General features: G+C 65.0%; 17 protein-coding genes. 9 read left to right on the plus strand and 8 right to left on the minus strand.

All coding sequences use genetic code 11. The features are described 5' to 3' along the window. Positions 1-354 carry a hypothetical protein gene (locus IPP90_02485; GenBank protein MBL0169584.1) on the plus strand — a complete coding sequence of 118 codons (354 nt, stop codon included), beginning with the start codon at positions 1-3 and terminating at the stop codon, positions 352-354. Then, positions 351-929, plus strand: coding sequence for a DNA-3-methyladenine glycosylase I (locus IPP90_02490; protein MBL0169585.1), 579 nt, complete (start codon positions 351-353; stop codon positions 927-929). The genes IPP90_02485 and IPP90_02490 overlap by 4 nt, the downstream gene beginning before the upstream one ends. Here the strand turns inward: IPP90_02490 and IPP90_02495 are convergent. The 3 genes from IPP90_02495 to IPP90_02505 form a co-directional block, all read right to left on the minus strand. After that, positions 920-1,906: a hypothetical protein gene (locus IPP90_02495; protein MBL0169586.1), complete on the minus strand. Its 987-nt coding sequence runs from the start codon at positions 1,904-1,906 to the stop codon at positions 920-922. The two genes, IPP90_02490 and IPP90_02495, sit on opposite strands and share 10 nt — an antisense overlap. A gap of 261 nt (positions 1,907-2,167) precedes the next feature. Then, positions 2,168-3,247 carry an ATP-dependent 6-phosphofructokinase gene (locus IPP90_02500; GenBank protein ID MBL0169587.1) on the minus strand — a complete coding sequence of 360 codons (1,080 nt, stop codon included), beginning with the start codon at positions 3,245-3,247 and terminating at the stop codon, positions 2,168-2,170. Between the two features lie 28 nt (positions 3,248-3,275). Next, a complete protein-coding gene (locus tag IPP90_02505; protein MBL0169588.1) occupies positions 3,276-3,608 on the minus strand; it encodes a hypothetical protein in 333 nt (110 codons plus the stop codon). Between the two features lie 90 nt (positions 3,609-3,698). Here IPP90_02505 and IPP90_02510 point away from each other — a divergent pair, with 90 nt between their 5' ends. Continuing rightward, entirely contained in the window at positions 3,699-4,124 is a 426-nt protein-coding gene (locus IPP90_02510) for a GspH/FimT family pseudopilin (GenBank protein ID MBL0169589.1), read from the plus strand. Here IPP90_02510 and IPP90_02515 read toward each other — a convergent pair whose 3' ends face one another. Together IPP90_02515 and IPP90_02520 are read right to left on the minus strand one after the other, a co-directional pair. Beyond that, on the minus strand, positions 4,125-5,297 hold the full coding sequence (locus IPP90_02515; GenBank protein ID MBL0169590.1) for a DEAD/DEAH box helicase: 1,173 nt from the start codon (positions 5,295-5,297) through the stop codon (positions 4,125-4,127). 50 nt (positions 5,298-5,347) lie between these two features. Next, positions 5,348-6,304, minus strand: a complete 957-nt coding sequence (locus IPP90_02520; protein ID MBL0169591.1) for a hypothetical protein — start codon at positions 6,302-6,304, stop codon at positions 5,348-5,350. A 496-nt stretch (positions 6,305-6,800) separates the two neighbouring features. Here IPP90_02520 and IPP90_02525 point away from each other — a divergent pair, with 496 nt between their 5' ends. The 3 genes from IPP90_02525 (at position 6,801) to IPP90_02535 (ending at position 8,616) form a co-directional block, all read left to right on the plus strand. After that, entirely contained in the window at positions 6,801-7,205 is a 405-nt protein-coding gene (locus tag IPP90_02525) for a hypothetical protein (protein MBL0169592.1), read from the plus strand. 189 nt (positions 7,206-7,394) lie between these two features. After that, the gene (locus IPP90_02530) at positions 7,395-8,249 is read left to right on the plus strand and encodes an alpha/beta hydrolase (GenBank protein MBL0169593.1); all 855 of its coding nucleotides are present in this window, start codon (positions 7,395-7,397) and stop codon (positions 8,247-8,249) included. 49 nt (positions 8,250-8,298) lie between these two features. Then, a complete protein-coding gene (locus IPP90_02535) occupies positions 8,299-8,616 on the plus strand; it encodes a tetratricopeptide repeat protein (GenBank protein MBL0169594.1) in 318 nt (105 codons plus the stop codon). 19 nt (positions 8,617-8,635) lie between these two features. On the opposite strand, the gene IPP90_02540 is transcribed toward IPP90_02535, so the two are convergent. Then, positions 8,636-10,993: a protein kinase gene (locus IPP90_02540; protein MBL0169595.1), complete on the minus strand. Its 2,358-nt coding sequence runs from the start codon at positions 10,991-10,993 to the stop codon at positions 8,636-8,638. Positions 10,994-10,999: 6 nt separating this feature from the next. Then, positions 11,000-13,123, minus strand: a complete 2,124-nt coding sequence (locus IPP90_02545) for a serine/threonine protein kinase (GenBank protein MBL0169596.1) — start codon at positions 13,121-13,123, stop codon at positions 11,000-11,002. 244 nt (positions 13,124-13,367) lie between these two features. Between IPP90_02545 and lon the strand changes: the two genes are divergently transcribed. Further along, positions 13,368-15,926, plus strand: a complete 2,559-nt coding sequence (lon, locus tag IPP90_02550; protein MBL0169597.1) for an endopeptidase La — start codon at positions 13,368-13,370, stop codon at positions 15,924-15,926. A 114-nt stretch (positions 15,927-16,040) separates the two neighbouring features. Further along, complete coding sequence (locus tag IPP90_02555) at positions 16,041-16,622, plus strand: Uma2 family endonuclease (GenBank protein MBL0169598.1); 582 nt, start codon at positions 16,041-16,043, stop codon at positions 16,620-16,622. Between the two features lie 60 nt (positions 16,623-16,682). Here IPP90_02555 and IPP90_02560 read toward each other — a convergent pair whose 3' ends face one another. Beyond that, on the minus strand, positions 16,683-18,770 hold the full coding sequence (locus IPP90_02560) for a PBP1A family penicillin-binding protein (GenBank protein ID MBL0169599.1): 2,088 nt from the start codon (positions 18,768-18,770) through the stop codon (positions 16,683-16,685). Positions 18,771-18,871: 101 nt separating this feature from the next. Between IPP90_02560 and IPP90_02565 the strand changes: the two genes are divergently transcribed. Continuing rightward, positions 18,872-20,797 (plus strand): NAD+ synthase, encoded by a 1,926-nt coding sequence (locus IPP90_02565; GenBank protein MBL0169600.1) that lies wholly within the window; start codon positions 18,872-18,874, stop codon positions 20,795-20,797. The last annotated feature ends 1 nt before the right edge of the window (position 20,798 follow it).

The following is a 20,798-nucleotide window of genomic DNA, read 5'->3' on the forward strand; positions in this document are numbered from 1 at the left end:
ATGCCTTCAGCGCGTGAAGATTACCTGCTGCGGATGATCCAGCAGATGGCGGCGGCGCGGCGGCGCATGCGCGAGAAACTGGAGGGCGGCGGGGCGGCCGAGGAGGTGGCCCGTGACGCGCAAGCGGCGATCGCCAGCGTGCTCGGCGCGCGTCACACGCTGTTCGAACGACTCGACGCGCGCACGGCCGCTCAGCTCATGGGCGACTCGGAACGGGTGCACCTGTGGAGCGATCTGCTCCACGTGCAGGCCGACAGCGTGGACGCCCTGGGCGAGACCGAGCATGGAAAGCAGCTTCGGGCACGCGCCGATGCTTTGCGCGCCGAGGCGCCACGCATGGCGGTGAACGCGTGACCGACCTGCGTTGCCCGTGGCCGACCAAGCCGCTCGACATCGAATATCATGACACGGAGTGGGGCGTTCCCGTCCACGACGATCGCGTGCGCTTTGAGTTCCTCACCCTGGAAGGCGCGCAGGCGGGACTCAGTTGGTCCACCGTACTGGCGCGACGAACCCAGTACGCGCGCGCATTCGCCAACTGGGACATTGCGGCGATCGCGCAGTTCGCGCCCTCCGACATTGAGCGCCTGGTAACAGACGCGGGCCTCATACGCCATCGTGGCAAGATCGAAAGCACCGTGACGAACGCGCAGGCGTTCCGGCGCGTGCAGGCGGAATTCGGCACGTTCGACACCTACGTGTGGCGCTTCGTCGACGGCACTCCGCGCGTCAATCGGTGGCGGGCCATGCGCGACGTGCCCACCAAGACCGCCGAATCGGACGCGCTCAGCAAGGACCTCATCAAACGCGGTTTCAAATTCGTCGGATCAACCATCTGCTACGCGTACATGCAGGCCACCGGCATGGTCAACGACCATCTGGTGAGCTGTCCGCGACATGCCGAGCTCACCGAACCCCATCACCGCTGAATCAACTTCACCCGTTGCCCGTTCCGAAAGATCTCCACCCGATCCGCGCGCCCGTCGCGATTCGTGTCCGTCCACACCTGCAGCAGTTCGTTGCTCTGATCCAGGAACAGTGCGCGCCATGGTACACCGCCGCGCCCCTGATCAGGAACCCGCACCGTGAATTCATTGGTGCCCAACCACGTCATCACTTCGCTGCTCGGTCGTCCTTGAATCACGTCGAGCGCCGACCGCATGGACGGCAGGACCTGTGGATAGGCCTGCGAGGCAAACGCCGGCAGATCATCGCACCGGCCGTCTGAATCCTTGTCCAGACACGCCGGCGGTCCGTAGCGCGAATCGTCGCACCACCCGTCGCCGTCTCGATCGAGGCATACCGACGAACCGGTTCCCGGTGGACGCTGACCCGGATTGGCCGAGAAGTAGCGCGGGTCGTTCATCGCACCCTGACCAACCACCACGCCACCGGGTGTCACGTACCCGCTGTATGACCCCAGCGGCCCCTGCTGTGACGGTGGCCCTCCCGGATACGACGAAGCCGGCGCGGAGGCCGGCTGTTGATCGCCATAGAGTTGGGCATCGGTAATGCGTTTGCTTTCTCGCTCCGCGCGTGCCTCTCGCGGATCGACCGGGATGATGTCCGGTGGAATCAGTGGAGGGCGCTTCTCAAGGCCCGGCTTGGCAAAGCCTTTGACCGGCACCTTGTCGGTCGGCTTCCCCTTTTCCTCGCCATAGATAACGCGCCCGTTGGCTGGCTTCTTCTGGATGGCCGTAGGACAGTCGGTGGGCGCCGGCTGCTGGGCCGGCGGAACGCCGTCAATCCACACCCGGCACATCTTTGCGGGAGGCAGATACGCACGCGGAATACTGTCCTGCTTCTGGCGTGCGCCCAGCGCACCAGCGGCGGCCGGAGAGATCCCAGCGGCCGTCAGACTCATGCCCATGGCGCCAAAAACTGTCAGTAACGTGCGTCGATTCATGACTTCCTCCCGCGGGGTGCTTCAGGCTTGACCCTGTCACCAATGCCTGGCAACCGGATGCGCACTGCCATACAAGGCACGGACCGTGCCATGGGGCTGATACCCCTCTCTGAGAGGTAAGTATCGGCAGCAGGGACCAATTCGACCAGCGAAGCGGCCTGGAAGCCGGACAGGGGCGTCATAAAGAGGGGACAGTACAGAAGTACCAAGTACCAAGTACCAAGTACCAGGTACCAGGTACTCGGTACTGAGTACTGAGTCCTAATCCCCAAAAGAGATCCCGGTCATCCTCGCCGCCTGCACCACGTCATGGCGAGGGTCGACGCGCTTGGTCTCGCGAAGCACCTCGTCGATGGGGATGCACACCAGATGCGGCGACTGCAGCGCCACCATGTGGCCCCACTGCTTGTCGGCGACCGCCTGCACCGCCGCCGCCCCGAATCTGGTCGCCAGCAGCCGATCGTAGCCGGTGGGCGAGCCGCCACGCTGGAGGTGGCCGAGCACCATCGACCGCACCTCCTTGCCGGTGCGCTTCTGGATTTCAAAGCCCAGCCGCTCGGCGATTCCACCCAGTCGACGCTCCTGACCGGGCAACGACGCGCCGATGATCGACTCTTTCCCGCCCTTGGGCTTCGCGCCCTCGGCCACCACCACGATGCTGAAGCGTCGTCCCGATTCGTCCCGGGCGCGGATCTTCTCACACACTTTTTCGATGTCCCAGGCGATCTCAGGGATCAGGATCACGTCGGCGGTGCCGGCCACGCCCGCATGCAGCGCAATGAACCCGGCTTCCCGACCCATGACCTCAAGCACCATGACCCGGTCGTGCGACTCCGCGGTCGTGTGCAGCTTGTCGATCGCTTCCATCGCGGTGTTGACGGCCGTGTCGAAGCCGAACGTCGTGACAGTGCCCGGGACATCGTTGTCGATCGTTTTCGGCACACTGATGATGCGCATCCCTTTCGCCGCCAGTTGCGACGCGATCTTGAGCGATCCATCGCCGCCGATGGAGATGAGCGCCTCAATGCCGAGATTGCGTGCATTGGCAATCAGTTCGTCCGAACGATCGACCTCGATCCACGTGCCGTCGGCCTGCCGAACCGGATAGGCCAGCGGACTGCCCCGATTGGTCGTGCCCAGGATTGTTCCCCCCAGACCGCCGATTCCCTTGACGGTGTCGGCAGTCATCGGAATCACGTCATCATCGCCCATGAGGCCGGCGTATCCACGTTTGATACCCAGCACGTCCCAGCCGCGCGTACGCGCGGAGAGCACGGCGGCACGAATGACGGCGTTCAGGCCGGGGGCGTCGCCACCACCGGTGGAAAGCGCGATGCGCATAGCAGAGGGGTGTTTGGTCAATGACACGTCAGGGAACGGTCAAACCCGGCGGACGCATGGTGACGTTCGACAGGGTCGCCAGCTGACGAAGGATAGTGTCCTGATACGCGGTCACGGCGCCCAGTGAGTCGATTTGTGCCTGCAACAGCGCGTTGTCCTCGCGCAATTGCAGGACCGCCGACTCAAGGTCCATGATCGCCTGTCCCGAGTTTAAACCAGCGCTCGTCGTCGGGATACCGATGGAACAACTGGTGACCAGAATTCCCGTGATCGCAATCGTTTGCAGTGCCACCAGACGGGCGATGGCCCGGCGGCGATGACGCGCACTGGGGAGGCGGGATGGCAGGGCAGGCTCGGACATCGGCATCGCGGGTTGAAGACACGCGCTGGAAAGACGGATGGTGCGTCACGAAGGTTATGTACCTGTCGCGGTCCCGCACAATGTTGCCGCATGCGTTTACGACGTGGCAGCACCCTCATCGAGCAGGTCGTCGTGCTGACCATACTCGGCCTCCTTTTGTCGGTCGCCGGCGTCGGCGGCGCGCGTCTGATCGACAGCGCGACCGTGCATGGCGCATCGCGGGAAGTGGCCGAGTTGTTCGCGCTTGCCCGGGACCGCGCCATGGCGACTGGCACGCGAACCGCCGTGAAACTCGACGCGGCGAAGTCCCGAATCATCGTGTATGCCGACACCGATACCCTCGCGCGCCTCGACCTGCACGCCAGTCGTTCCGTGCAGCTCAATGCCACGCGCGACTCAATGGCCTATCTGCCGTCCGGGCTTGGCTACGGCTCGGCCAACCTGCGCGTCATCCTTTCCCGGGGAGCCAGCCACGACACCATCACGGTATCGCGACTCGGGCGCGTCAAACGATGATCAGCTGGCGGCCGTCGTGCCGAAGTCGAATCCCGGCACACTCACGCGCGGGATCTCCTGTCCGATCATGCGTTCAATCGTGCGCACCATGCCGATCTCTTCGGCCGACATGAACGTGTAGGCGTCGCCCGTCGACGCCGCGCGACCGGTTCGGCCAATGCGGTGCACATAGTCCTCAGGCTGCTGCGGCACGTCGTAGTTGATCACGTGCGTGATGCCGGAAATGTCGAGGCCGCGCTGGGCGATGTCGGTCGCCACCAGCACCCGCAGCTTGCCGCTCCGAAAATCCTCGAGCGCCTTGATCCGGTCCTTCTGGGACTTGTCGGCGTGCATCGCGCCAGCGTCAATCCCGGCCCGCTGCAGGTCATGCACCACGCGATCCGCACCGCTCTTCGTCCGCGAGAATACCAGCACCGACTCGTGGTCGCGCTCCTTGAGCAGGTGCACCAGCAGTTCGTTCTTGCGCTGCCGCGGCACCGGGTACACCGCGTGCGTGACCGTAGTGGCCGCCGAAGACCGTCGTCCCACCTGCACGACGACCGGCTTGCGAAGGTACTTTCGGGCCAGCGCCTCAACCTCCGGCAGCATGGTGGCGCTGAACAGCAACGTCTGGCGATACCGCGGGATCTGTTCGATGATCCGATTGATCTGCGGTGCAAAGCCCATGTCCAGCATGCGATCGGCTTCGTCCAGGACCAGCGTTTCGAGATACGAGAAATCGACGTTGCGCTTTTCGAGATGATCGAGCAGTCGTCCGGGCGTGGCCACCACCGCGTCAACGCCACGGCGCAACGCCTTCTCCTGCGGCTCATACCCGACGCCGCCAAACACCGGAATCACGTCCACCGGCGCGTACTTGGAGTACTTCCGGAAGCTCTCCTCAACCTGCAGGCACAACTCGCGCGTCGGCGTCAGGATCAGCACGCGCGTGCGGCGCGGGCCGCCCAGCAGCCGATTGACGATCGGGAGCGTGAAACTCGCCGTCTTGCCCGTGCCGGTTTGGGCCAGACCAATCAGGTCGCGCCCCTTCAGCGCAATCGGGATCGCATCACGTTGAATGGGCGTCGGGCGCTCATAGCCGGCATCATGCAGGGCGTCGAGCAGCGGTTGGGCCAGGCCCAGTTCGGCGAACGTCGGTTCGGCGAGGGAGATTTCGAGGTCTATTGCGGTCATGTGTTTGGCCGAAAGCTAATCGGCCCATGGCCCGCGCGGGCAATCTCCCCTCAGATCAGCTCGACGCCCCTGCCGGACAGTCGGGCAATCAGCCCCAGTCGGAACGTGACATCCACCGACGCGGCCTGCGTGAAGTCCGCGTGATCGTCCAGCGGCATCACCGGCCACGACCACGATGGCACGTGCTCGGGCATGACCACCGACCGCGGCGCATGCCAGATCCCCTTGCGGTCCCGATCATCCAGCAAGCGATCAAACAGGCGGAGCCAGCCCTCGTGCTTCTTGAGGAAGCCGAGTCGGGCCATGATTTCGAGCCACGCCAGCGCCGACGGCATGTCGGCGTCCATGGTGTTGCGCGTGGCGAGGAAGTCGCCCATCACCAATTGCGGCTGCTCCACCAGATGAGCGCCCACCTGCTGCACCACCACCTGCCTGGGCCAGGGCTGCATGAGGTAGGTGAACAGCCGATCCATCACTTCGTGATTTTCACTGCGAAACAGCGGCATATGCGCCAGCATCAGCAACGTGTGGAACGATGGCGCCGCCACTTCCGCCGGCAATACATGCTGGTTACCCAGTCGCATCCAGGGTTTCTGCGCGAGCGGTGACTTGAGATAGCTCCCGACGCGATCAATCAACCGACGCGCCGCACCGCGCAGTCGCGGATCGTTCTCGTAGCCTGCCTGCGCCAGCGCCGCCGCTGCCGCTTCGCGCAACAGCAGGCGACCGCGCCGAATCAAATCCTCGTCCATCTCGGCCGGCATCAATTCCGCCAGCAGGCTCGGATCCTCGTCTTCGGCCAGCAGGCGAAAGAGCAATCGCTTGGTGGCCGACATGCCCGGACTTTCCGGGTCCCATCCCAGCTCGATAAGACGGCGATAGGCCGGGATGGTCCCCACCCCGACCAATTCCAGCCCCTTGGGCACGGTCAGCATTCCCGACGGCCACGTCCCGTCGGAATCCTGCATCAGCAGGAGGTGCCAGCCCTGCTTGGATGCATATGGCACGCGCAGAAGGGAGGCACGCCTCTCCGGATCCGCCACGTCAACGATCGCGCGGTATTGAACCGGTGGCGACGCCTTGTCGAGCAACCACCCGATCGCGAACGACGCTGGCGGAGGGGGCGGGGGGGGCGGCGGCGGCGCGGGAAGCGAACCTACCAACGATTCCCCGGCTGACAGTCCGGCAGCAGGACCGAGCGCTCCCACAGCGGCAGGGGCCGAGGGGAGCGGATTCAGGGGTGAGTCGGGAGCCGGAGTCGAAGAGGGGGCCGTCACAGCGGGCTATCTTACAAGCGAACCTGCGTTCCGCTAGAGTCTGGCGCGTCATTTTCCATTGCTTTGTAACGGACTCTGCCATACGCTCTTTCGCGAGGTGACGGAGATCACCACAATTCCGTTACTGAACGTTTTGCCGGGGTATTGCGTCTCACTTCCGAAGCACGTGCTCCCACGCGACCGCGTGGGTATCCGTGCCGGACGACCCGACCATAGGATCAAACCGATGAAGACTTCCCTTCGCATTCTCGTGGCCGCAGCTTCGCTTGCGATCGCAGCTCCCGTGTACGCGCAGGGCGGCGGTGGTGGCGGCGGCGGCGGGCAGCAGATGACGCCTGAGCAGCGTTTGGCTCGTACGAAGGATCAGCTGTTCAAGGAGATCACGCTGACGCCGGCACAGTCGGCAAAGGCTGACACCATCCTGATGAGCTTCACCACGAAGCAGACGGAAATGATGACGGCAGCCCGTGCGGGCGGCGGTGACATGGCCGCCATGGGCGAGCAGCGGGCGAAGTTGACGGCTGAGCGCAATGCGGCGCTCAAGGCCCTGCTCTCAACCGACGCGGACAAGGCGAAGTTTGATGCGAACGTGGCCGCGATGCCGCAGGGTCGCGGACGCGGCGGACTCTGAGTCGGCGGGCGACTTCGCGTCGCGAGGTCGAAACAACGGGGACGCCACAAGGCGTCCCCGTTGTCGTTTGTGGTTGCCGCCCGCGGTTGGTGGCGCTCGCTTGTCAGCACCGGGTCGTGTTCCGAGATTGCGTCATCCTATGCCCGCCAAATCCCGGCACCATGCCCAACGCTCGTCGGTCGCCCGCTGATGCGCGGTGAGTTTGTCGATCTCGACGGGGTACGGGTGTATTGCTACGCCTTCGGATCGCGAGGTGTAGGCGAACCGATTGTCCTGGTGCACGGGGCGTTCACGACATCGCACCTGTGGCAGGATGTGCTTCCGCGCCTGCCGAAGGGGCATCGAGTTCTGGTCCTTGACTTGCTGGGACACGGCCGCAGCGATCCGCCGGGGCGTGTGCCAATGACCGTCGCGGCGCATGCCACGCGTCTGGCGCAGCTGCTCGATGTCATGGGTGTTCCGATTGCCTCGGTGGTCGGGCACGGCATGGGCGCCGCCGTCGCCGCCCGTGTTGCGCAACAGCTGCCTCACCGCGTGGCCCGTCTGGCACTGGTCAATCCCACCCTGCTCGCGGCCACCGCTCGAGACGCCGTGGTCACCGCGCGCCTTTCGCGTGTGGCGGCGCTCGTGCCGTTGTGGCGGCATTTGTCCCCGGGATGGATTGCGTCGGCCTTGCACGCGGCGCTGCTGCCCGCATACGCGCACCGCGACATCGGTGCGCGATCGCTCGATTTGTACCTCAAGGGCTTTCGCTCTCGCGAAGGGCGCGACTCGGCGTGCGCTCAGCTGGTCGCGCTGAAGGCGTCACGCGGCGATTGCGCCCTCGCGCTCCAACCCGGCGCCATTCGGTGCCCTGTCACGCTGGCTGTTGGCAGCCTCGATCCCTGGCTGTCCACGGCGCGTACCGACCGTCTCGTTGCATCGCTCGATGCCGCCACCGACGGCAAGCTGGTGGTCGAGCGAATTCCCGGTGCCGCCCATGTGGCGCCCGAGGAAGCGCCAGACCGACTGGGCACACTGGTCGCTGAACTACTGACGCGATGAAGGCCTTTGCCTCGCGCGCCCGCGCGCACCCTCACCACGAGACCGCCTGATGGTCGATCGCCTCAGTGCCATGCGCGCCATGGCCGCCAAACAACCCGACAACCCCCTGGCCCGTTTCGGCCTCGCCAACGAACTGCTCAAGGCGGGCCTGCACGCGGAAGCCGAGGTCGAGCTGGCCGCGTATCTCGACCGGCATGATGACGAGGGAAACGCCTGGATGCGCTACGCCGATGTCCTTCACCATCTTGGACGCGTGGAAGCGGCGCGCGCGGCCGCCAACCGCGGCATCGTCGCCGCTCAACAGCACGGTCACGGTGGCATGGTGAGCGAACTGGAGGCACGACTCGACGAGTGGGCGGCGGACTAACCGCCGTCGCTCGCCCGGTCTACAGCTTTCGCACTTCCTCGGCGGCATAGAGCGCCCGACCGATATCGAGGGACAGGGCGCGCGCCTCCTGCGTGGCACTCGTCACGTCGCCGATGGCGGCACCGACACCCAGCGTTCGCAATTTCACCATGTCGAAGCGCAACGAGCGGAGCGCCATTGAGGCGCTCTCCAATTGGCGCTGCATCGTCACCCGCCGATCAACGAGTTCCTGCAGCGACGCGCGCTGCCGCGTCAGCAGCGCGAGGCGTCGTTCGTGATCCGGGGCGGTCTCCGGCTCTGCCTGGGCCACGGCAATGCGTGCATCCAACTGGGCAATGGCATCGCCGGGAACATCCCGCTCCAGTCGCTCAAGTCCGCTGGCCAGCGCGCCGATGCGCTCGAGCAGGGCATCCGCCGTCGGCTCGACGTCGGGCACCATCGCCTTGTCGGCATCCGACAGGCGCGACGCGGTGTCCTTGATCGTCATCCGATCATCGACGGCACTGCGCACAGTTTCACCGTGCGACGACATCAGCACAGCCGGTCCGGCGATGCGCTCGAGGACTTCATTGAGCTGCATGTACCGCGGTCGATCGTCGGCGACGGCGGCAATCTCCTTCCAGCCATCGCCCAGCGCTTCCGTGGGACTCACACCGAATCGACGCAGCCGCACGTAGTCCACAATGAGCAGTTGCGCACTCACGAGGCTGCCGATCAAGCCGGCAACGAACGGCGCGATCATGGGATTGAGATGGAACGCGCCCCCGATGGCAAAGCTTCCCACGGCCACGGCGGCGCTGCCAGCCAACCACTTGAGATGCCGTTTGAACGCTCGCGCCGCGCGCGCAATGCGTTTGGGCTTGGGCAGCAATCCCGCCGCATCGGTGGGCTCGCGCTGTGCGTCGGGATCGTCGTCCCAGATGCGTGACCAGGTAATGCCCCGGGCACGCAACCTCGCATAGCGGCCAATCACGCCCATGGTCATGCCCATCGCCGGAAAGACCGCCCATGGGAAATGCCGGCTGGTGATGGCGTTGATGACGCCCAGGAACACGATCATCCCGGCGGTCCAGGCCATCTGCCCCTTGAAGCGACCGATCAACTCTTCATCGGAACGGCCGGGGAACGCCGTTTCACCATACGACGCGACCCCGAACTCCAGGCCGTCGCGCCATTGATCGCGGGTCGCGCGTCGCTGGTCTTTCACCGCGTGGCGCCAGTCCCGCAGCGCATCGCGGCGTGCCGCCTTCCACTCGCGCTGCTCTTCGCGGTCGGCCAGTGGTGATAACGGCGGGAAGTGCGGCATGGGGGGCAACGCGGCCGGTGCCGGCAGCTGTCGGGGGGCCGGCGCGGGCTCAAAGACCCCGCGCGGCGACCAATCCTCCGACCGATGTCCCGCCTTGTCGGCATACTCACTGGCGACCCGGTCACGCGGTGTGTTCGACGCACGATCGGCCGAACGCGACGGTCCACCTCCGAGAACTTTCAATGACCCGTCACGCTGCACGCGCCGCAAGGCATCGCGCATGACCAGCGCGCTATCCCATCGATCGGCGGGGCGCTTGGCCAGACACCGCTCGAGAATGCCGACGAGTGAGCCCGGCGCGTCAGGGCGCACGAAGTGAATCGGCGGCGGCGTCTCGCTGACGTGCTTGACCAGCATCGCCGGTGTGGTTGTCGCCTCAAACGGCAGTCGACCGGCCAGCATGAGATAGCCAACCACTCCCAACGAATACAGATCGCTGCGTCCATCAACATCCCGATCACCGGTTGCCTGTTCCGGACTCATGAAGGCCGGTGTGCCGACGGCGATACCGGTTTGCGTTAGCCGTGATCCGCTTTCCGCGGCCCGCGCGATGCCGAAGTCCGTCACCATCGCGCGACCTGAGTCGCGATCGAGGAGAATGTTGTCCGGCTTGACATCGCGATGCACCACGCCGCACGCATGCGCATACGCGAGCGCATCGGCCGTCTGCTCGAGCACGCTGGCGATGAACTCCACGGGTGGTCGCGGATCGCGGGCCAATCGGGCCGCGACGCTCTCACCGGTCACCAGTCCCATCGCGAAACACACCATGCCGGCCTGTTCGTGGACCGCGTAGATCGGCACGATGTGCGGGTGATTCAAGCGCGCCGCCGTCTGCGCTTCACGAACAAATCGCTCACGCACGTCCGAGCGAAACGCCAGATCGGGGGGCAACACCTTGAGCGCCACCTGTCGCTGAAGCCGGAGGTCTTCCGCTGAATAGACCACCGCCATGCCGCCGCGACCGATCTCGGGGCCGATGAGGTACTGCTCACCGAAGGCCGCGGTGACCCGGTCGCGCAGCATATTGGCGTCAGCCGCGTTGGCCGCGGCCCGCGTGGCGTCGCTCATGGAACGCTAGGCGGGTGTCGCGGCGCGACCACGCGTCGCGTCGCGGACGTCGCTGGCGGCACCCACCGCAATGTCGACGTCCCGCGCCAAGGCCATGGCTTGCTCGGCAATCAACGTCACGCTCTGCACGGAACTGTTCCCCGTGCGCAGACGCACGAGATCGAGGCGCATGTTCTCCAGCGCCAGCCGGCAGCTCTCCACCTGCGCCTTGCGCACTTCGCGCTTGCGCTCGACGTCGGCCACCGCGCGGCGATCTCGACGCAGCTGGGCCAGTCGACGCACCCGGGCCTCGCTCTTCGCCGTCTCCAATGGATTGGCCTCGGATTCCAGCGTGGCGATCTCCTTGTCGATCACCACCGCGCGATCGGCGCCGAACTCGCGCGCGCTCAACGTCAGATCCACCACCATCGACTCGATGCGATTCACCAAATCGATGGCGGTCGCAGAAACGTCAGGAATGCGACCGCGTTCCGCCGGCGGGATGGTGGCCAGCAAGCGGCCGATCTCCTCGCGGTCGGCCCGCGCCTGCCGCACCAGGCCCACGTATTCGCCCATGGCATCATCACGCGCTGGCGCCGTCGGCAGCATGGCCCCACGACCTGCGGATTCCGATCGGGAGAACGAGCGCGGAATTGCCGCCGACCCAGCGGCCGGCGTCGGTGCCTGCGGCGCCAACACCCCGCGCAACGCGTTGTTGTTCAATCGCCCCTGCAAACGCAGTTCATCGCGCTTCTTGCGGCTGAACGTCGCGTGCACCGAGTCGACAACGTCCGAGATGACCTCGCCCAGCATGCGGTCTCTATGCTGACGCAGCACATCGTGCCAATCGTAGCCCGCGCTCCAGAGCTTGGCGTACTTCCAGGCCATGATCACCGTCCAGATGGTGGTCACGCCAAAGAAATCGCTATTGCCGAAGATGCTCACCAGCAGCAGCGCGCCGTTCACAAAGAGGTACGGGCCGAGCATCTTCCGGAACTTGCGCACGAGGGGCGCTTCCCATCGCGCGCGCTCCTCCATGCCGGGCGAGTACGTGTCCGTTCCCAGCGCGGGGTACGACGCGCCCACGGTGCCAACCAGCGGCGCGGGCACCGATGAGGCCACGCCCGTGCGCGAGGAATACGCCGGTGCCGAGTACCCGGGATTGCCCGCCGTTCCGCTCTGGCCAGCCACGCGCATGCCGCCAATCGGGGCACCGTTGAACATGATCGGCGATGACGAGCCGGACGTGCCGGCAGGAATTGGCGTCTGTGGGACGACACCACTCTTCATCGCCTGGACCAGTTCTCCGGCGGTCTGGAAGCGCTGTTCAGGCGCCTTCTCCAGCAGTCGCATGACGATTCGCGCCAAATCCGGGGGCACGTCCTGACGGCGCTGGTCCACCGGCACCGGCATCTCTGCCAAATGCTTCACCAGCAACGCCGGCGTGGTGTTCCCGATGAATGGTGGTTCACCAACCAACATCTGATACGCGACAATGCCCAGCGAATACAGATCACTGCGGGCATCCAGATCGCGGTCGCCAGACGCCTGCTCGGGAGACATGTAGGCGGGCGTGCCGATGGCCATCCCGGTCGCGGTCAGTCGCGGCGTATCTCCACTGTCCGTGCCGGCGCGTGCGATGCCGAAATCGGTGACCAGCGCCCGACCGTCAATCGCGTCGACGAGGATATTGTCGGGCTTGATATCGCGATGGATGACCCCCCGCGAATGCGCATACGCGAGCGCTTCACCGACTTCGGTCAACCAGCGACGGACGTCCTCAATGGGCAACGGGCCACGCTTCTGCAGCTGCTTGGCCAGATTGTCGCCATCGATGAGCGCCATCACAAAGAACACCAGATTCCCCACCTCGTCGACCGAGTAGATGGGGACGATGTTGGGATGGCTCAGCTGTGCCGCGGTTTCGGCTTCGCGCAGAAAGCGCGTGCGCACATCACGACGAAACGACAGCTCCGGTGGCAGGAGCTTGATCGCAACGTGACGCTTCAGGCGCTTGTCGCGCGCCCGGTAGACGATACCCATGCCGCCACGCCCAATCTCCTGATCCACCTCATAGGTGGCGCAGAGCGCATTCTCGACATGCGCACGGAGTTCGAGGTCCTCGGCGGACTGGGCTGCAGAATCGGGCACTCGTTGGGGATCGAAGGGGGCCACTTCTGATCCCGTAGTGTAGCACAGGGGTAGAAGCGGCGACAGCATTCCCTACCGGGGTGGTGACGACCGCGTGGAAACCGGCCGTCCCGGCATAGGACTGACGGTCCTTACGTCAGACGGTCAGGGAAAAGTTGCAAACCCTGCCGCGATGGCGTAAACCAAACGGTGCGGAACGTGCCATTTCATAGGCGCCAATCCTCCTTCGACAGGAACGTACGATATGGGCCAGCGCCAAACTCTCCCTGTTCTGCCTCTCCGTGGAACGGTCATGTTCCCCGGCATTACCGCGCCAATTTCCGCGGGCCGACCCGGCACCCTTCGCGCCATTGAAAACGCCGTGAAGGGCGATCGGCTGGTATTTGCCGTCGCCCAGCGCGACAACACCGAAGAACCCACCGCCGACATCCTGTTCACGACCGGTGTGATTGCCCGGATCGGACAGATCCAGCGCGGGCTTGGCGGGGTGCAGCTACTGCTGCAGGGCGAGCAGCGCGCCACGGCCCTCCAGTATCAGGAGCAGGACGGGCATCTGGTGGCGGTCATTGTCCCGGCCGAAGAAATGATGCCGTTGGACCCCAAGGACCCGGCCTTCGAGGCGCTCCACAAGGAGGCGCGGGAACGCGCCGCCGAGTTGGGCGAGAAGCGGGGCCTCCCGGAAGAGGTGGTCCACCAGGTGCTCGACTCCGTGGACGACGCCGGGAAATTCTCGGACCTCGTAGCCGGGTACATCGAACTTACCGTCCCGGAAAAGCAGGGTCTGCTGGAAACGCTGTCGGTGGAAGAGCGACTCCGCCGGGTGCTGGTGCATGTCCAGCGTCAGATCGGCCTGCTGGAAGCCCAGGAGGATATCAAGTCGCAGGTGCAGGAGGAGCTCGGTGAGCGCCAGCGCGAGATGTTCCTGCGCGAACAGCTCAAGGCCATCCAGAAGGAACTGGGTGACGACGACCAGTCCAAGGAAATCTCCGAGCTACGCGAAAAACTCACGAAGCTCGACCTGCCGAAGCAGGCTCGCGCCGAAGTCGAGCGCGAGATCGGACGCCTCGAACGGGCCGGCCGTGAGTCCATGGAAGCGCAGGTCATCCGCACCTATCTGGAGTGGATTGCCGAATTGCCATGGAGCAAACGCTCAGACGATTATCTCGAACTCGCCCGGGCGGGTGAGATCCTCGAGGAGGATCACTATGGCCTGAAGGACGTGAAGGATCGCGTGCTCGAGTTCCTTGCGGTACGTCAGCTGCGTGCACAACAGGTTGCCGAGCAGGTGGCGACCACTGGAGAGTTCTCCGTGTCGAAGCTGGCCAGCGACGATCCCGACTTGGCGGGTTCGGTCAAGGATGGCGGTGCCGATCGCACGATCACCGACGCCAAGGAAGCGAAAGCGCGTGTGATGGCGCGCGGACCGATCTTGTTGTTCAATGGACCGCCGGGTGTCGGCAAGACGTCCATCGCCAAGTCAATTGCCCGCGCGCTCGGACGCGAGTACGTGCGCGTGGCCCTCGGCGGCGCGCGCGACGAAGCCGACATTCGCGGTCACCGGCGCACCTACGTGGGCGCGATGCCTGGCCGCATTATTCAGGGCATGAAGCAGGCCGGCACCAAGAACCCGGTGTTCCTGCTGGATGAAGTCGACAAGCTGGGAACGTCGTATCAAGGCGATCCGTCCAGCGCCCTCCTGGAGGTACTCGACCCGGCCCAGAATGACTCATTCACCGATCACTATCTCGGCGTGCCCTTCGACTTGAGCGAAGTGCTGTTCGTCGCCACGTCCAATTTCATCCAGAACATCCCGGGTCCGCTGCTGGACCGGATGGAAGTCGTTGACTTCAGCGGGTACACCGAACGCGAGAAGGCGGCCATCGCCAAGACGTACCTCATTCCGCGACAGCTGGAGGAATCGGGGTTGGCCGGTCGTGAGCTGTCGTTTACCGATGACGCCGTGATGAAGGTGATCAGCGAGTACACGCGCGAGAGCGGCGTGCGTCAGCTGGAACGCCAACTGGGAGCGGTCGCGCGCAAGGTGGCCCGACGGGTCGCCATGGGTGACACGGCCGCCATCGACGACAAAGTGATCAGTGCGGAGGAAGTGCGCGAATTGCTGGGCCGTCCCCGCGTGCATCCGGAGCGTGCCGCCGAGCATGACGAGGTGGGCATTTCCACGGGCATGTACTACACGCCGATGGGCGGTGACATCATGTTTGTGGAAGCCAGTATTCGGCGCGCGTCATCGCGCATCAAGACCGACGATGAGGCGGACGCCGGTCGCGTCGGACCGATCTCCCTCATTCTCACGGGCCAACTCGGCGACGTGATGAAGGAAAGCGCGCGCGCCGCACTCACGTACGCCACCAACAACGCGGACACGTTGGGCATTCCGGCGAATCGAGTGGCCACTGCCAGCGAAGCTCACATTCACGTGCCGGCCGGCGCGATTCCGAAGGACGGACCCAGTGCCGGCATCGCGATCGCCTTGGCCCTGGTCAGTGAACTGTCCAACCGCAAAGTCCGTCGCGATGTGTCCATGACCGGCGAGATCACGCTGCGCGGGCGGGTGTTGCCAATTGGCGGCCTCAAGGAGAAAGTGCTCGGCGCCCATCGGGCTGGCATCAAGGAAGTCATCATTCCGAAGGCCAATGAGGCGGATCTCGAAGACGTGCCGGACGAAGTGCGGCAACAACTCACGTTTCACCCCGTGGAGACCTTGCGTGAAGTGCTGGACATCGCGCTGGTCGATCATGGCCGACACAGCGATGCCGCGATCGAGGAGTTGATCGGCGTGTAGTTGGTCGCGTCGAGACGATCCGTCTCGATGAAACGGTGATGGAAGGGGCGAACCTGCGTGCTATCCTCGGCGCATGTTCGCCCCTTGCGCATCCCCCCTCGCCGAGCTGACACTATGGCTATGCCCGCACTCGAATCGCGCACGTGGACCGTCGAGGAGGTTCAGGCCCTCCCGGACGACGGGAATCGGTACGAGTGTATCGATGGGGCGTTGTTTGTGAGTCCCGCGCCGGCGCCCCGGCATCAACAGGCGCTGTTGGAGCTCGCGGTGATGCTCAAACAATACGCAGAACGCGAGCAGCACGTCGGCTGGGTGTGGATCGCGCCACACGATCTTGTGCTCGGGCCGCGCACCGTGGTCCAGCCGGATCTGCAAGTACACTCGGCGGGACCTACTGCCACCCGCAAGCAACGCGCGGCGCGCGCGCTGTTGATTGTTGAGGTGCTTTCCCCATCCACCGCGCGACTCGATCGTCAGGACAAGCGCAAGTTGTATTTGCGTGACGCGACGGCGAGCTACTGGATTGTGGACTTGGCGGCTGAGCTGGTTGAGGTGTGGACCCCGCAAGATGATCGGCCGCACGTAGTGTCAGACACGTTGACCTGGAACCCGGAAGGCGCGACTGCAGCATTCACGCTGGCGCTTCCCGCGTTCTTCACCGTTGCCAACGCGTGGGAGCACTATCCCCGAACGTAGACGTTCGGGATTGAGGCCGATTGACGCCCACCGGCACGAATGACAGATGGGTCGCGTGTCTCAGTGCCCGATGGGGCCGAAGCGAAACAGACTCCACGGCCAGGCGGCGGCGCCCGGTTCGGTGCCTTCGAGATACCACTCCGTGTAACGGCGATCGGGTGGCGTCGATGCGTCTGCCGGCTTGCCGTTCTTGCGATCGACCTCGACGCCCAGCACACCGGGCGGCGGGGTCCATGTGCCACTGCTGCGCGAACCATAGATACTGGCAATGATGTCACCGGCAATTGGCGCCGCCAGCGTGCCGCCCACGGCGCCCGGAGAGATCATGGTGGGTTTGTCGAAGCCGATCCACACGCCCGTGACGAACTCCGGCGTCATCCCGACAAACCACACATCCGTGTTGTCGTTCGTGGTACCGGTCTTGCCCGCCACTGCTATACGTGACGGGACAACCTTTCGCAGTGCCGTGGCCGTGCCGCGCGACACCACATCCTGCATCATGTCGCGCACGATGAACGCAATGCGCGGGTCCATGGCCGGCGCCGACGTCGCCACCGGTGGCGCCAACACCGTGCGCCCGTTGCGATCCTCCACGCGCACGATGAAACGCGGCGTCACCGCGACGCCGCCATTGTCGAAGGACGCGTAGGCGGCCACAAAATCGAGTGGCTGGACCACCGACGCGCCCAACGCACTGGACGGATAGGGGGAAATCGGCGAGCGCAGTCCGGCGCGTCGCGCCAAGGCAATCACCGAGTCCATTCCCACACCAAGGGCCAATTGCACCGCCACCGGATTGCGCGACCGGGTGAGCGCCTCGCGCATGGTGATGGCGCCAAGGAACTCGTTGTCCGCGTTCTCGGGGCTGTAGATCTGGCCGTTCTGCAGTCGGATTCTCAGCGCAGTATCGGCGACCATGCTGCCGGCCGTCATCCCCTCGGCCAGCGCCTGCGCATACACGAAGGCCTTGAACGACGATCCGGGTTGTCGATTACCATCGACGGCGCGGTTGAATGACGATCGCGCGTAGTTGCGACCGCCCACCAGGGCGCGCACATCACCGGATGTCGGATCGAGCACCACGGCCGCCCCTTCCAGACACGCCTGCACCTTGGCACGCGACGCCTTGATGGAATCCGTAACGATTCCGGTGGCACACGGAATTCCGCGGAATCCCGGTCGCGTTTCCACTTCATCCAGACCGACGGACACGGCACGTTGCGTGATTGTCTGGATTGCCGCGTCGATGGTGGTGTGAATGCGATAGCCGCCTTGCCCCACCGGCACACCGGCACGCTCCGCCTGCACACGAACCACATCCACCACCCATGGTGCCGGTGCACTGCCCGCCGTCACCGTCTTGATCGGTTCACGTTGCGCGAGGTCCCGCTGGACGGCCGTGATGTAGCCCTGCCCCGCCATCAGGGCGAGCACAGTATTTCGGCGTTGTTTGTTGCGATCCGGATACCGGGCGGGGTCGTACTGCACCGGGCTTTTCGGCATCGAGGCCAGCGATGCCGCTTCCGCGAGTGTCAGATCGGAGGCCGGCTTCCCGAAGTACTGTCGCGCTGCCATCTCGATGCCGAACGCCCCGTGGCCAAACGAGATCTGATTGAGAAAGGCCTCGAGGATCTGCTCCTTGTTGTAGTGCTTCTCCATTTCACGCGCTGCCTGCTGTTCCCGCAGCTTGCGTCCGGGCGAGACATCGCGTCGATCGATGAGATCGGGGTGCATGTTGCCCACCAGCAGTTGGGTGATCGTGCTGGCGCCACGCAGGTTTCCCGTGGTGACCGCATCCTTGAGGGCGCCGGCGATGCCGACCAGGTCCACGCCATCGTGCTGGTAGAATCGCTTGTCCTCGACCGCGACAAAGGCCTGACCGACGTATTTGGGCAACGTGCGGATAGCGACGGATAGGCGACGTTCCCTGCCGATCACGCCAATGGTCGAACCCTCGCGACCCAGCACCAGGGACGCCTGTGCGGGCGTGATGATCTGCCAGGCTTCACCGGTGGATGCGACTGGCGACGAAGCGGCCGGCGGCTTGACCACTACCTGCGCCACAGCCGCATGCGGGCTCACCCATATCCACACCAGGAGCGCGCCAAGGCCACGGCGCACCATGGCCAGCCAAAGGTCGCGGCGCATGGGGACGCGCAGGTGATTTCCGGGGACGCAGGACATGAGACCGCAAAATACACCGGCCGACCTCAGTTGATCGCGCGCCGGTTGTGACGCAGCTTCCACAGATGCCCGGTGACCAGATTCGCCCCCTCACGCTTGCCATCTGTCAGTTCGCCCCACGAAAGGGGGACACGGCGGCCAACCTGCAGCGGCTCGGTGCGCTCTGCGCGCAGGCCGCCACGCTCGACCCGCGTCCGCAGGTCATCCAGTTCCCCGAGACCGCGCTCTCAGGGTATTTCGTGGAAGGCGGCGTCCGCGAGGTGGCGTGCACCGCCGGCGCGCTGGCCAACGACCTTGACGATGCCTATCGCACGGCCTGTGCGACCGCCGGCATTCCAACGGTCGCCATCGACGTCATTGTCGGCTTCTACGAACGGTGGCGCGATACGCTGCACAATAGCGCGGCGTATCTCACGATCGGCCTCGATGATGGACCGCCCGTGCTGCGACACGTCCATCGCAAGAATTTCCTCCCCACCTACGGGTTGTTCGACGAGGAGCGGTTTGTCGAACGCGGCACGGACATTCGAGCCTTCGAAACGCCGTGGGGACGGGCGGCCATTCTGGTGTGCGAGGATGCCTGGCACTCCATGTCGGGACTCATTGCCGCGCTCGATGGGGCCCAGGTGATTTTCGTGTCCTCGGCCGCTCCGGCCCGAGGACTCTGGCCGCGGGACGACGGCATTCCCGGTCCGTACAGCGCGGCGCGTTGGGAACGCCTGATTCGCGATATTGCCGAAGAACACGGCGTATTCGCGAGCCTGGCCAACCTCGTGGGGACCGAGGGCGGCAAGCGGTTCTTCGGGACATCGTTGCTGGTGGGCCCCGGCGGCGACGTGCGCGCCCGCGCGCCGGTGTGGGATGAGAGCATGATGACGATCACGCTCGACCTGGACGATCTTGTGCGCGCGCGCGCCGATGCGCCGTTGCTGAGTGATTTGCGGGTGGCGCTGCCGCATGTGCTGGACACCGTCCGTCGCGTGCAAGACGGCGCGCCCGCCGTGGTTTCGTATGATGGATCCGAACCCGCGGCGGCCGACTTGCTGCGTGGCGCGCGAGGCTTCACCACCGGCGAATTTCCGATCCCCGCGTCGCCGACCATGGACGGCGAGATTGTCGGCCGGATCGGACGCGAGGCCCTTCCGGTCATTCGACACGACCTGAGCGATCATGGGGGGCCGCCGTCACTGATGATTGACGCCGCATTGACCGAGCAGTGGCTGACTGGGTTCTTGCGCGAGGAACTCCAGCGTCGTGGTTTCACCCGCGCCGTCATCGGACTCTCGGGTGGTGTGGACTCGGCGGTCACGGCGTACCTTGCCGCCCGCGCGCTTGGCGCGTCCAACGTGATCGGCGTGCGTCTGCCATACCGCACGTCAAGCGCCGAGTCACTCGACCATGCCCAGTTGGTGATCGATGCGCTGGGCATCGAGTCGCGTACCATCGACATCAGTGCTGCCGTGGACGGCTACCTGTCGTTCGAGTCGGATGCCGATGGGGCCCGCCGGGGCAATGTCATGGCCCGCACACGCATGATTGCGCTCTTCGACTTGTCGGCCCGGTATCGGGCCTTGCCGCTGGGCACCGGTAACAAGACGGAACGATTGTTCGGATACTTCACCTGGCACGCTGACGACTCGCCGCCGGTCAACCCGATTGGCGATTTGTACAAGACGCAGGTATGGGCACTGGCGCGCCATCTTGGGGTGCCGGACGCCATTGTCACGAAGCCCGCCACGGCCGATCTCATCGTCGGGCAAACCGACGAGGTCGATTTGGGCATCAGTTACGCGCGCGCCGATGAACTGCTCAACGGCGTGTTGCACGGGTTCTCGCACGAAGCGCTGCGTGCCCGGGGCTTCTCGTACGAGGAACTGTCACTGGTGGAGCACCGCCTCGACTCCACACACTGGAAGCGGCGGCCTGCTGCCACGGCCATGGTCAGTCACAGTGGCATCGGCGAATCGTACCTGCGTCCCGTGGACTACTAGT

The sequence above is a fragment of the Gemmatimonadaceae bacterium genome (assembly GCA_016720905.1).
In the GTDB taxonomy this organism is placed as follows: Bacteria; Gemmatimonadota; Gemmatimonadetes; order Gemmatimonadales; family Gemmatimonadaceae; genus Gemmatimonas.